The following is a 12,941-nucleotide window of genomic DNA, read 5'->3' as shown; positions in this document are numbered from 1 at the left end:
CAAGAAATACGCCATCTTGCGCAGATCGTCGAGATCGCCTCAGCCAATGTCGGCGAGGAGGAAGGACAGGGCCACCGCCAGCATGATCACCGCAAACACCCGCCGCGCCCATACAGTCCGCCGGGGATTGGACAGCCAAGCATAGGCGCGGGCCCCTGCCAGCACGAGGGCGATGTGGATCACGGTCGCGATGGCCGTGCTCACCACCGCAAGCGTGACGGCATTGGCAAGGCTCAGCACCTCGCCGCCGAGGAATTGCGGGGCAACCACAAGGAAGAAGATATAGGCCTTGGGATTGAGCAGGTTGATCAGCGCGCCGGTGAGGAATGCGCGGCGGTGAAGGCCGTCCTGCGCCAGCCGGGGCTCCTTCCGCGGCGAACCCCGCCATGCCTCGATCGCCAGGAACACCATCATCACCGCCCCCGCCCATTGCAGGCCGCTCCACAATTGCGGCACCGCCTTGAGCAGCGCGGCAAGGCCGAGCGCGGCGAGCACGCCGTTGACCAGCAGGCCGAGCGCCACGCCTGCCACGGCCGACATTCCGGCCCGGCGGCCCTCGGTGGCGGCAAGGCCCGCGAGCCACGCCATATTGGGCCCGGGCGTCAGCTCGATCAGCAAAACGGCAAGAGCAAAGCCGACAAGATCCAAGGCGGCCTCCTACGGTTGCGCTTCACCCCCTGCCTAGCGCGGGCGGCGCATAAAGCAAACGGCGCGGGAGCCCGCCCCCGCGCCGCTGCATAACCAATGGGGTATTCCGGCTTAGAACACTTCGAACAGGCCGGCCGCGCCCATGCCGCCGCCCACGCACATGGTGACGACGACATACTTCGCCCCGCGGCGCTTGCCTTCGATCAGCGCGTGGCCGGTGCAGCGCGCGCCGGTCATGCCGTAGGGGTGGCCGATCGAGATCGAGCCGCCGTTGACGTTGAGGATGTCATTGTCGATGCCGAGCGTGTCGCGGCAATAGAGCACCTGCACCGCGAAAGCCTCGTTCAGCTCCCACAGGCCGATGTCGTCCATCTTGAGGCCGGTCTGCTTGAGCAGCTTCGGGATCGCGAAGACCGGGCCGATGCCCATTTCGTCGGGCTCGGTGCCGGCGACCGCCATGCCGACATAGCGGCCGAGCGGCTGGAGCCCGCGCTGTTCGGCGAGCTTGGCTTCCATCAGCACCGCAGCCGAGGATCCGTCCGACAGCTGCGAGGCGTTGCCGGCGGTGATGTTCATGCCCGGCCCCATCACCGGCTGGAGGCCCTGGAGGCCGGCAAGCGTGGTTTCGGGGCGGTTGCCTTCATCCTTGGTGAGGGTGAATTCGACCTGCGAAACTTCCTTCGTCTCCTTGTCCATCACGTTCATGGTGGTGGTGACGGGGACGATTTCGGCATCGAAAAGCCCGGCGGCCTGCGCGGCAGCGGTGCGCATCTGCGACTGGTAGGCGTATTCGTCCTGCGCCTCGCGGCTGACATTGTAGCGCTTGGCGACCGTCTCGGCGGTGCCGAGCATCGGCATGTAGACGTCCTTGTGCATCGCGATCAGCGAACGATCAGGGGCGACGCGCATCTCGGGGGTCTGCACCATCGAGATCGAGTCCTGCCCGCCGCCGACGACGATATCCATGTTGTCGACGATGATCTGCTTGGCCGCGGTGGCGATCGCCATCAGGCCCGAAGAGCACTGGCGGTCGATGGTCTGGGCCGAAACGCCCACCGGGCAGCCCGCGCGCAGCGCGACCTGACGGCCGATATTGCCCGACTGGGTGCCCTGGGTCAGCACCGCGCCCCACACCACGTCGTCGATCTGGCCGGCTTCGATACCGGCGCGCTCGATCGCGGGGGCAAGGCTCAGCGCGCCCAGCGTGGCGCCGGGGGTGGCATTGAAAGCGCCCTTGTATGCGCGCCCGATCGGCGTGCGGGCGGTGGAGACGATGACGGCGTCACGTGCCATGATGGGGGTATCCTTGTTATTGTGTTGCAGCCGTCATCCCGGCGAAAGCCGGGATCCAGTGACGACAAAAGCGGAGCTTGCGGCTCTGGGCCCCGGCCTGCGCCGGGATGACGATCAATCTAAAATCGCAATCAGATGAAGAACTGCGTGATCCACTCGCAGATCAGCGCGGGCTTTTCCTCGCCCTCGATCTCCATGGTGATTTCGCAGGTCTGCTGCCACTGGCCGGGGCGCTTCTCGACCATCTCGATCAGCTTCCAGTGGCCGCGGATGCGCTTGCCGGCGCGGACGGGCGCGATGAAGCGCGTCTTGTTGCCGCCGTAGTTGACGCCCATCTTCACGCCGTCGACCCGCGGTGCGCCGCCCTGGGCGCCGAGATAGGGGATCATCGACAAGGTCAGGAAGCCGTGCGCGATGGTCCCGCCGAACGGGGTCATCTTGGCCATCTCTTCGTTGATGTGGATGAACTGGTGGTCACCGGTCGCCTCGGCGAACTGGTTGATGCGTTCCTGGCTCATTTCGACCCAGTCGCTGGTGCCGATCACTTCGCCGACCTTGGCGGCCAATTCCTGTGCGTTCATGGGGCTCCTCCTCTTCATGCAGCCGGCGGGATCCCGTGCCCTCCGTGCGTCTGTGCGGGGCGCTTCATGGCGCATCATCAGGGGGAGCGCAACGGGCCAGAATCGCGGCGCGCTATGCCGCTACGGCACCGCCCATCTTGGTGGCGATCGCCTCGCGCCGCTTGCGGCTGCGCTCGCGCCCGGCGCGCACCGAATCGATCCGCGCGCAATAGGTGGCGAGCCCGATCTGCAGACCCACCAGCATCAGCATCACCGGTTGATAGCCGATCCCCTGGAACAGCGCGCCGACGAGATAGATCAGCGCGCCCATCTCCAGCGCGGCGGCCAGCGGCGAGATCCACGCTTCGGCCTCGTCCTTGGCACCCTTCCAGCGGCGGTAGATCCGTTCCATCTGCCACAGCCCGAGGCCATGCAGCGCCAGCCAGATGATCAGCCCCGGCCAGCCCTGTTCGCCCAGCAATTCGAAGATCGAGGAGTGGAAGGCGCGGCCCTTGTCCTCGACCTCCTGATAGGTGACCGTGGTGGTGTTCCCGTTCACCTGCTTGACCGGCATGACATAGGTGAAGCGGTTGGAGCGATAGGCATCGAACCCTCCGCCAAGGGGCTTCTGCGCGACGTAATCGAGCGTCCATTCCCACACCGCGACGCGGGTCGAGGCGCTTTCATCCCCGCCCGGTTCGGCAAGGGTGGCCATGCGCTGGTAATAGGACTGCGGCAGGAAGGGCAGAGCGGTGAGGCCCAGCACCCCTGCGCCGATCACGAACACCAACCGCCGCTTGGTATAGCGCAGCAGCAGCACGGCGAGCGCGGCGATGCACAAGAGGCCGGTGCGCGCCTCGGTGCCGATCGGCACCATCAGGCAGGCAAAGGTCAGAGCGACCGCAAAGGCGGTAACCGTCCAGTGCGGACGGAAGATCGTGCCGTGGCGCACGAGCCACCAGATCGTCGGGATCAGCCCGATCGCAACCGTCGCCAGCGTGGAGCTTTCATAGACGCCGCTATTGTCGTTCACGAAGAACTTGAGGTTCTGATAGCCGCCACCGCCCAGCACGGTCTTCATGCCGGTGCCGATCACGATCGTAGCAATCGCCAGCACCAGCATCAGCGCCAGCCCTTCGATCCGGGCGCGGGTGGTGAGTGTGAAGGGCAGGAAAATCGCGAAGAGCAGCGCCTTCCACACCCAGTCCCACTTGGTCGCCGCATCGGCCGGGAAATCGGCGTGGCCGGTGGTCCACCAGCAATAGACCAGCAGCGCCAGCATCAGCCCCTGCCGCACCGTGAAGCGCCCGCCCTCCTTGCGATCCAGCGCCAGCCAGCCGCCAAAGGCCGCAGCAAAGGCGATCAGCGAAACCGGCAGAGTGGCGATCAGCGAATAGCCGATCCGCTGGGGCGCGAGAATGTCGATATAGACATAGAGCAGCACCCACAGGAACGGACGCTTCAATCCGAGCAGCAGGACGTAGCCGATGAAGGCAAGGAAGACGAGATCGAGCATTTTTGTGCGCTACCGCTTCGCCACTTGAGCGCGGGGATCGCTCTCGTCTTCGTTTTCCGCTTCCTGCGTCCGCGCCCGGCGCGCGGCGTTGCGGCCGGCGGTGCTGGTGGCCATGCGGTCGGCGGCGATATCGGCTTTGAGCGTTTCGATCAGCGGATCGGCATCGCAATCCTCGCGCAGCACCAGCCGCAGCAGTGCGATGGCCATCAGGCCATGGCCGAGAGCAAGCGCGAAATAGTCGATCATCGAAACGGGGCTCCAAGGGGGCGCAGGCTGGCGTCATACGCCGCAGGCAGTTGACGCGGCGTTAAGCACGGCTGCGTTACAGCCTTGGCCCATGACCCGCGTTCTCCACGTCCTTGATCATTCGCTCCCGCTCCACAGCGGCTACACCTTCCGCACCCGCGCGATCCTGAAGGCGCAGGCGGGCCACGGGCTGGAGGTGCGCGGCATCACAGGCCAGCGGCACAACCTCGAAGCCCCCGCCGGTCCCTCGCCCGAGGAGGCCGACGGGCTTGTCTTCCACCGCACCCCCGGCCTGCCCGAAGGCCCCCCGCCTTTGCGCGAACTGGGCGAGATCGAGGCGCTGGATGCGGCGATCCACGCCCTCGCCCGCGAATGGCGGCCGGACATCATCCACGCCCACTCCCCCGCCCTGTGCGGCGCCGCCGCCAGCCGCGCCGCCCGCGCGCTGGGCGTGCCTTTCGTCTACGAGATCCGCGCCTTCTGGGAGGATGCGGCGGTCGGCAATCTGTCCGGCACGGAAGGCAGTCTCAAATACCGCCTGACCCGCGCGCTGGAGACGCGGGTGGTGCGGCAGGCCGATGCGGTGTTCACCATCTGCCACGGCCTCAAGGATGATCTGGTCGCCCGCGGCATTCCTGCCGATCGCATCGCAATCATGCCCAACGGCGTCGATCTGGAGCTGTTCGGCGAGCCGGTGAGCCGCGACGAGAACCTCGCACGCGACCTCGGCCTTGCCCATGGCGCTCCGGTGATCGGCTATATCGGCAGTTTCTATGCCTATGAGGGCATTGATGATCTGATCGCCGCCATGCCGCTCCTGCGCCAGTCGCACCCGGGGGCAAGGCTGCTGCTGGTGGGCGCGGGGCCGATGGACGCCGCCTGGCGCGCCGCCGCTGCCGCCCTGCCCGAGCCCGAGGCCGTGATCTTCACCGGCCGCGTGCCGCACACGCAGGTCGAGCGCTACTATTCGCTGGTGGATGTGCTCGCCTATCCGCGCAAAGGGCAGCGCCTTACCGATCTCGTCACGCCGCTGAAGCCGCTGGAAGCGATGGCCCACCGCCGCCTCGTCGCGGCATCGAGCGTCGGCGGACACCGCGAACTCATCACCGATGGCGAGACGGGCACGCTGTTCGCGCCTGATGATCCCGCCGCCTGCGCTGCCGCCCTTGGCCAGCTGATCGCCGCGCGCGAGGGCTGGGACGCGATGAAGGACCGCGCCGTGGCCCATGTCCGCACCCGCCATGACTGGGCAGCAAATGCGCGCGATTATCTGTCTGTTTACCATCTCTTGCTAGCCGGTGAGCATCGACGCAAAGCAGGATAGTGAGCCGATGGCATTCGGGCGGCAGAACAAGGAAGCACAGCAGAAGCGCGCCAAGGCGCCCGCACGTGTGCGCCAGCCGCTGCGCGCCCATCCGCTGTTCGGCACGGTTCTGGCCCTGTGGGGCGCAATGCTGGGCTTCTTCGTGACGATGGCGCTCCCGGTTGATCTGGTGCTCGATGCGGCCGCACGGATCGGCATGGGCAAACTTGGCGGCACGGGCCGCTTCGCGCTTGCAGGCCTCGCCGCCATGGTGGGGGGCATCGTCATGCTGGTGCTCGCCGGAACGATCAGCGTCAGTCGCCGCAACCCCAAGAACACGCCGTCGATCGCTGCCCGCGCGGTGCGCAAGGTGCGCACCATCGACCCTCTTACCGATCTCGGCAGCGCGAGCCTTGATGCGCCGGTCGAGACCATCCCCTTTGCCGCGTCCGAACCGCGCTTCCGCCCAGAATACGAAGCCGAAGCGGCATATGAGCGCGCAGCCGACGCCCCGCTTGAACTCGATCTCGCCGAATTCGGCGCGCTTCCGGGCCGCAATGCGGTGTGGGTGGAAGAGCCGGCCGAGGATGAGCCCGAGGCCGAGCTTGCTGCCCCGCCCGCGCAAGCCCCCGCTCCGGCTTTTGCCGTGGCACCCGCACCCGAGCCCGAGCCCGCGCCCCGGCCCGCCCCGCCTCCAGTGGCCGACCTGCGCCGCCCTGCGCCGCGTCCGCTCAACCCCAGCGCGATCGAGCGCCTGCGCGCCGTGCCGACCAGCGAACTCAGCATGATCCAGATGGTCGAGCGCTTCGCCGCCGCGCTGCACGAACACCAGTCGGCTGCGCCGGGCCAGACCGCCCAGCCGGTCGACCTCGCCGGCCGCGACGCCGCACTGGCCGAGGCGCTGAAGGCGCTCGCCGCCTTGAGCCGCGAGGGCGCAGGCGAAGGCCAGAGCGAACCGCTGCGCGCGGCGCTCAGCCGCTTGGCTGAACTGCGCGGGGCCGCCTGAGGCCCGCCTGATTCCCGCAAAACCTGCAAGTGGCTGGTTTAATTGATGCGGTGAGCGCAATCAATTGATAGTTTGAATACCTCTGCGAGAAATAATACTTCACCCAAACCCATTGCCAAAACCGCTTCCTGTCGGCATGAGGGGGCCGAAACCGGGCAAGGCAGGCCGCCTGCGGCGAGGCTTGTCCGGAATAATCGCCGCCTTGCGCCCGTTAGGCACGCGCCAGCATCGCGCTTGTCGGCATCTGACAGATCGGACTTTTGCCATGGGATACCCCGTCTCCCAGGGTCTTTATGACCCCCGTAACGAACACGATGCCTGCGGCGTCGGGATGGTCGCGCATATCAAGGGGGACAAAAGTCACGCGATCATCGCGCAGGCGCTCGAGATTCTCGACCGGCTCGATCACCGCGGCGCTGTCGGTTCCGATCCGCTGCTGGGCGATGGCGCCGGGATTCTCATCCAGATTCCCGATCCGCTGATCCGCCGCTGGGCGAAGGACGCGGGCCATGATCTGCCGCAGCCGGGCGACTATGCCGTGGCGATGTGCTTCCTGCCGCAGGACGAGGCCGCGCGCGTCTTCGTCAAGGAGCGGATGGAGACCTTCACCGCCAAGGAAGGCCAGCGCTTCATCGGCTGGCGCCTTGTGCCGACCACCAGCGAAGGCCTCGGCGCGGCGGTGATCGCCTCGATGCCGGTGATCGAGATGGCGGTGATCGCGCGCGGGACAAACTGCGCCGATCAGGACGCCTTCGAGCGCAAGATCCTCACCATCCGCAAGCAGGTGCAGAACCCGCTCGCGCAGCTGGCCGAAAAGCACGGCCTGCCGGGAGTGACGGAAACCTACATCCCCAGCTTCTCGACCCGCACGCTGGTCTACAAGGGCTTGCTGCTGGCGACACAGGTGGGCAGCTTCTACGACGATCTGCGCGATCCCGAATGCGTCTCGGCCCTGGGCCTCGTGCACCAGCGCTTCTCGACCAACACCTTCCCCAGCTGGAAGCTCGCCCACCCGTTCCGCTTCATCGCCCATAATGGCGAGATCAACACGGTGCGCGGCAACGTCAACTGGATGAACGCCCGCCGCCGCACGATGGAAAGCGAGCTGCTCGGGCCGGATCTCGACAAGATGTGGCCGATCATCCCGCACGGGCAATCGGACACGGCGTGCCTCGACAATGCCTTGGAACTGCTGATCGCGGGCGGATATTCCCTCGCCCACGCGATGATGATCCTCGTGCCCGAGGCCTGGGCCGGCAACCCGCTGATGGACCCTGCCCGGCGCGCCTTCTACGAGTATCACGCCGCGCTGATGGAGCCGTGGGACGGCCCGGCGGCGGTGTGCTTCACCGATGGCCGCCAGATCGGCGCGACGCTGGACCGCAACGGCCTGCGCCCCGCTCGCTTCTGCGTGACCAAGGATGATATCGTCTGCCTCGCATCGGAAAGCGGCGTGCTGCCGTTTGCCGAAGAGGACATCGTGCGCAAGTGGCGCCTCCAGCCCGGCAAGATGCTGCTGATCGACCTCGATCAGGGCCGCATCATCGAGGATGACGAGCTCAAGGCCGATCTCGCCAATGCCGAGCCCTATGCCGAATGGCTGCATCAGGCGCAGTACAAGCTCGAAGACATCACCGATGTCGTGCCCGAACTCGCCGCGATCCCGGCTGAGGAAGGCACGCTGCTCCAGCGCCAGCAGGCCTTCGGCTACACGCAGGAGGATATCACCCGCTTCCTTGAGCCCATGGCGGTCGAGGGGGACGATCCGATTGGCTCGATGGGCACCGACACGCCGCTCGCGGTGCTGTCTGACCGTTCGCGCCTGCTCTACGACTATTTCAAGCAGAACTTCGCGCAGGTCACCAACCCGCCGATCGATCCGATCCGCGAGGAACTGGTGATGAGCCTCACCAGCATGATCGGCCCGCGCCCCAATCTGCTGGGCCGCGATGCGGGCACGCACAAGCGGCTTGAAGTCGATCAGCCGATCCTCACCAATGCCGATCTGGCCAAGATCCGCTCGGTGGAGGAAGCGCTCGACGGCGCGTTCCGCTGCGCCACCATCGACATCACCTGGGACGCAAGCACCGGTGCAGAAGGCATCGCGCTCGCGATCAAGGAAATGTGCTGGGCGGCGACCGAAGCGGTGCTGCAGGATCACAACATCCTCGTCCTGTCCGATCGCGGGCAGAGCGAAGCCCGTGTGCCCATGCCCGCGCTGCTCGCCACCGCAGCGGTGCATCACCATCTCGTGCGGCAGGGCCTGCGGATGCAGACCGGCCTCGTGGTCGAAACCGGCGAAGCGCGCGAAGTCCACCACTTCTGCGTGCTGGCAGGCTATGGCGCCGAAGCGATCAACCCCTATCTCGCCTTCGAGACCATCGAAGCCCTGCGCGCCAAGCGTCACCCGGACATGCCGGCGGCCAAGGTGCAGCAGAACTTCATCAAGGGCGTGGGCAAGGGCATCCGCAAGGTCATGTCCAAGATGGGCATCTCGACCTACCAGTCCTATTGCGGTGCGCAGATCTTCGACGCGGTGGGCCTGTCCACCGCCTTCGTCGAGAAGTTCTTCACCGGCACCGCCACCACCATCGAAGGCATCGGCCTGACGGAAGTCGCCGAGGAAGCCCTGCGCCGCCACGGGCAGGCTTACGGCGACAACCCGCTTTATGACGGGATGCTCGATGTCGGCGGGATCTACCAGTATCGCCTGCGCGGCGAGGAGCACGCCTGGACGCCGCAGAACGTCGCCCAGCTCCAGCACGCGGTGCGCGGGAACGATCCCAAGAACTACGAAGAGTTCGCCAAGTCGATCAACGAGCAGTCCGAGCGCCTGCTGACGATCCGCGGCCTGCTCGAATTCAGGAAGGCCGACAAGCCGATCCCGCTTTCCGAAGTGGAACCGGCGAGCGAGATCGTGAAGCGCTTCTCCACCGGCGCGATGAGCCTCGGCTCGATCAGCCACGAGGCGCACTCGACCATGGCAATCGCGATGAACCGCATCGGCGGGCGTTCGAACACGGGTGAGGGCGGGGAGGAGCCGTTCCGCTTCAAGCCGATGGAAAACGGCGATTCGATGCGCAGCCGGATCAAGCAGGTTGCCTCGGGCCGCTTCGGCGTCACCACCGAATATCTCGTCAATTCGGACGATATCCAGATCAAGATGGCGCAGGGTGCCAAGCCCGGCGAGGGTGGCCAGCTGCCCGGGCACAAGGTCGACAAGCGCATCGGCGCGGTGCGGCACTCGACGCCCGGTGTGGGCCTCATCTCCCCGCCGCCGCACCACGACATCTATTCGATCGAAGACCTCGCTCAGCTGATCCACGATCTGAAGAACGTGAACCCGGTGGCGCGCATTTCGGTGAAGCTGGTGTCCGAAGTCGGCGTCGGCACGGTCGCGGCGGGCGTCTCCAAGGCGCGCGCGGACCATGTGACGATTGCAGGCTATGACGGCGGGACGGGCGCTTCGCCGCTCACCTCGCTGACCCATGCCGGTTCGCCCTGGGAAATCGGCCTGGCCGAAACCCAGCAGACCCTGCTGCTCAACGATCTGCGCGAGCGGATCGCGGTGCAGGTCGACGGCGGCCTGCGCACCGGGCGCGATGTCGCGATCGGCGCGCTGCTGGGCGCGGACGAGTTCGGCTTTGCCACCGCGCCTTTGATCGCGGCGGGCTGCATCATGATGCGCAAGTGCCACCTCAACACCTGCCCCGTCGGCGTCGCCACGCAGGATCCGGTGCTGCGCGCGCGCTTCACCGGTCAACCGGAGCACGTGGTCAACTACATGTTCTTCGTCGCCGAGGAACTGCGGCAGATCATGGCCGAGCTGGGTATCCGCACGGTCGCCGAGATGGTCGGCCGGGTTGACCTGCTCGACACCCACCGGATGGAGCGTCACTGGAAGGCGCGCGGCATTGATCTTGCCCGCATCCTCCACCGCGTGCCGCTGCGCGAAGGCGCATCGCTGCGCCAGATCGGCACGCAGGATCACGGGCTCGAAGGCGCGCTCGACAACCGGTTGATCGCCGATTGCCGCACCGCCATCGACACCAAGGCGCCGGTGCAGATCGCGCTGCCGATCCGCAATGTCCACCGCACGGTCGGCGCGATGCTCTCGGGCGAGATCGCCAAGGCGCACGGGCATGAAGGCCTGCCGACCGACACGGTCCGCATCAACCTGACCGGCGTGGCCGGACAGAGCTTCGGCGCGTGGCTCGCCCACGGGGTGACGCTTGATCTGGTGGGCGATGCCAACGACTATGTCGGCAAGGGGCTTTCGGGCGGGCGCATCATCGTGCGCCAGCCGGCGGAGGCTCCGCGCGCGGCGCAGGACAATATCATCGTCGGCAACACCGTGCTCTACGGCGCCATCGCGGGCGAGGCCTATTTGGGCGGCGTCGCGGGTGAACGCTTCGCGGTCCGCAATTCGGGCGCCATCGCGATTGTAGAAGGCACCGGCGATCACGGCTGCGAATACATGACCGGCGGCGTGGTGGTCGTGCTTGGCAAGACCGGGCGCAACTTCGCGGCGGGCATGAGCGGCGGGGTCGCCTATGTCTATGATCCGGACGGGGCCTTCACGAACCTCGTAAACCACGCGCAGGTCGATCTGCTGCCGATTTCGGCCGGGCCGGATGCCGAGGACGGGACGGGCCGCCCGGCCCAGCGTCCGCGCTCGGTGAACGACTTCGGCATGGGCGACATGCTGCGTCACGATGCCGAGCGGCTGCGCATCCTCGTCGAGCGCCACCAGCTCCACACCGGCTCCAAGCGCGCCGGCGAGCTGCTGGACGATTGGGACGCGGCGCTGACCCGCTTCGTCAAGGTGATGCCGCGCGACTACGCCAAGGCGCTGCAAAAGCTCGAAGCGGAACGCAACGAAGCCGCAAGCGTCGCAGCGGAATAAGACTTCAGGAACGAGACTGAGACATGGGCAAGGAAACCGGATTTCTCGAATTGGACCGCCGCGAGCGGGACTATCACGATCCGAAAGAGCGGCTGAAGAACTACCGCGAATTCGTCGTCCAGCCGGATGATGCGACGCTGACGGGGCAGGCCTCGCGCTGCATGAATTGCGGGATTCCCTACTGCCATAACGGCTGTCCGGTGAACAACCTCATCCCGGACTGGAACCACCTCGTCTACGAGGCGGACTGGAAGCGTGCGCTCGACATGCTCCATTCCACCAACAACTTCCCCGAATTCACCGGCCGCATCTGTCCCGCCCCGTGCGAGGCGGCGTGCACGCTCAACATTGTCGACCAGCCGGTGACCATCAAGTCGATCGAATGCGCCATCGTCGATCGCGGGTGGAAGGAAGGCTGGATCACGCCCAAGGTGCCCGAAACCAAGACCGGCAAGTCGGTCGCCGTCGTCGGCTCCGGCCCAGCGGGACTCGCCTGCGCGCAGCAGCTGGCGCGTGCGGGCCATTCGGTCACCGTCTTCGAAAAGTCCGACCGCGTCGGCGGGTTGCTGCGTTACGGCATCCCCGACTTCAAGATGGAAAAGCACCTCATCAACCGGCGCTGCGTCCAGATGGAAGCCGAAGGGGTGACCTTCAAAACCTCCAAGGAAGTCGGCGTCGACATCTCCTTCGCCTCGCTCAAGGAGAATTTCGACGCGGTGGTGCTGGCCGGCGGCGCGGAAGATGCGCGGCCGCTCTCGATCCCCGGCGCAGAGATGCAGGGCGTGCGCCTTGCGATGGAATTCCTCACCCAGCAGAACAAGCGTGTCGCAGGTGACGACGAACTGCGCGCCGCCCCGCGCGGCTCGCTGCTCGCCACCGGCAAGCACGTGGTGGTGATCGGCGGCGGCGATACGGGAAGCGACTGTGTCGGCACCTCGAACCGGCAGGGCGCCAAGAGCGTCACCCAGCTCGAAATCATGCCCAAGCCGCCCGAAAAGGAAGACAAGGCGCTGACCTGGCCCGATTGGCCGCTCAAGCTGCGCACCTCGTCGAGCCATCAGGAAGGCGTGGAGCGTGACTGGGCCGTGCTGACCAAGCGCGTGATCGGCGACGGCGAGACGGTGACCGGCCTCGAATGTGTGCGGGTCGAATGGATCGGCGGCCAGATGCAGGAAGTCGCGGGCAGCGAATTCACCATCCCGGCCGATCTGATCCTGCTCGCCATGGGCTTTGTCGGGCCGAAGAAGGCCGGGCTGCTCGAACAGGCAGGCGTGACGCTCAACGGGCGCGGCAATGTCGATGCCGACACGGAAAGCTACGCCACCAGCGAAGCCGGCGTCTTCGCCTGCGGTGATATGCGGCGCGGGCAGAGCCTCGTCGTCTGGGCGATCCGCGAGGGCCGCCAGTGTGCGCGCAGCGTCGATGAGGCGCTGATGGGGGTTAGCGAACTGCCGCGCTGAGGC

9 protein-coding genes are annotated in these 12,941 nt (G+C 66.5%); 4 read left to right on the top strand and 5 right to left on the bottom strand.

Annotated features, from left to right (window positions below):
• Positions 1-39: 39 nt before the first annotated feature.
• The 5 genes from RSE14_RS10825 to RSE14_RS10805 all read right to left on the bottom strand — a co-directional run bounded on the left by RSE14_RS10825 (position 40) and on the right by RSE14_RS10805 (position 4,263).
• Complete coding sequence (locus RSE14_RS10825) at positions 40-648, bottom strand: LysE family translocator (RefSeq protein ID WP_324073554.1); 609 nt, start codon at positions 646-648, stop codon at positions 40-42.
• Between the two features lie 111 nt (positions 649-759).
• Positions 760-1,941 (bottom strand): acetyl-CoA C-acyltransferase, encoded by a 1,182-nt coding sequence (locus RSE14_RS10820; RefSeq protein ID WP_324073553.1) that lies wholly within the window; start codon positions 1,939-1,941, stop codon positions 760-762.
• A 131-nt stretch (positions 1,942-2,072) separates the two neighbouring features.
• Entirely contained in the window at positions 2,073-2,522 is a 450-nt protein-coding gene (locus RSE14_RS10815) for a MaoC family dehydratase (RefSeq protein ID WP_324073552.1), read from the bottom strand.
• A gap of 112 nt (positions 2,523-2,634) precedes the next feature.
• Entirely contained in the window at positions 2,635-4,017 is a 1,383-nt protein-coding gene (locus RSE14_RS10810) for a DUF5935 domain-containing protein (RefSeq protein WP_324073551.1), read from the bottom strand.
• A gap of 9 nt (positions 4,018-4,026) precedes the next feature.
• Positions 4,027-4,263, bottom strand: a complete 237-nt coding sequence (locus tag RSE14_RS10805; protein WP_324073550.1) for a hypothetical protein — start codon at positions 4,261-4,263, stop codon at positions 4,027-4,029.
• 91 nt (positions 4,264-4,354) lie between these two features.
• Between RSE14_RS10805 and RSE14_RS10800 the strand changes: the two genes are divergently transcribed.
• The 4 genes from RSE14_RS10800 (at position 4,355) to RSE14_RS10785 (ending at position 12,938) form a co-directional block, all read left to right on the top strand.
• Complete coding sequence (locus tag RSE14_RS10800; protein WP_324073549.1) at positions 4,355-5,587, top strand: TIGR04063 family PEP-CTERM/XrtA system glycosyltransferase; 1,233 nt, start codon at positions 4,355-4,357, stop codon at positions 5,585-5,587.
• 7 nt (positions 5,588-5,594) lie between these two features.
• Entirely contained in the window at positions 5,595-6,572 is a 978-nt protein-coding gene (locus RSE14_RS10795; protein WP_324073548.1) for a hypothetical protein, read from the top strand.
• A gap of 265 nt (positions 6,573-6,837) precedes the next feature.
• The gene (gene gltB / locus RSE14_RS10790; RefSeq protein ID WP_324073546.1) at positions 6,838-11,478 is read left to right on the top strand and encodes a glutamate synthase large subunit; all 4,641 of its coding nucleotides are present in this window, start codon (positions 6,838-6,840) and stop codon (positions 11,476-11,478) included.
• A gap of 23 nt (positions 11,479-11,501) precedes the next feature.
• Complete coding sequence (locus RSE14_RS10785; RefSeq protein ID WP_324073544.1) at positions 11,502-12,938, top strand: glutamate synthase subunit beta; 1,437 nt, start codon at positions 11,502-11,504, stop codon at positions 12,936-12,938.
• Positions 12,939-12,941: the final 3 nt, after the last annotated feature.

It is taken from the genome of Erythrobacter sp. (assembly GCF_035194505.1).
Lineage (GTDB): Bacteria > Pseudomonadota > Alphaproteobacteria > Sphingomonadales > Sphingomonadaceae > Erythrobacter.
The sequence above is the reverse complement of the archived record's forward strand: the minus strand, read 5'-3'. Positions and strand labels throughout refer to the sequence as shown.

What these genes read in the sequence shown, in the direction of transcription:
- RSE14_RS10820 (WP_324073553.1), bottom strand. Translation starts at nt 1,941, where the DNA reads ATGGCACGTGACGCCGTCATCGTCTCCACCGCCCGCACGCCGATCGGG.
- RSE14_RS10815 (WP_324073552.1), bottom strand. Translation starts at nt 2,522, where the DNA reads ATGAACGCACAGGAATTGGCCGCCAAGGTCGGCGAAGTGATCGGCACC.
- RSE14_RS10810 (WP_324073551.1), bottom strand. Translation starts at nt 4,017, where the DNA reads ATGCTCGATCTCGTCTTCCTTGCCTTCATCGGCTACGTCCTGCTGCTC.
- RSE14_RS10805 (WP_324073550.1), bottom strand. Translation starts at nt 4,263, where the DNA reads ATGATCGACTATTTCGCGCTTGCTCTCGGCCATGGCCTGATGGCCATC.
- RSE14_RS10800 (WP_324073549.1), top strand. Translation starts at nt 4,355, where the DNA reads ATGACCCGCGTTCTCCACGTCCTTGATCATTCGCTCCCGCTCCACAGC.
- RSE14_RS10795 (WP_324073548.1), top strand. Translation starts at nt 5,595, where the DNA reads ATGGCATTCGGGCGGCAGAACAAGGAAGCACAGCAGAAGCGCGCCAAG.
- gltB (WP_324073546.1), top strand. Translation starts at nt 6,838, where the DNA reads ATGGGATACCCCGTCTCCCAGGGTCTTTATGACCCCCGTAACGAACAC.
- RSE14_RS10785 (WP_324073544.1), top strand. Translation starts at nt 11,502, where the DNA reads ATGGGCAAGGAAACCGGATTTCTCGAATTGGACCGCCGCGAGCGGGAC.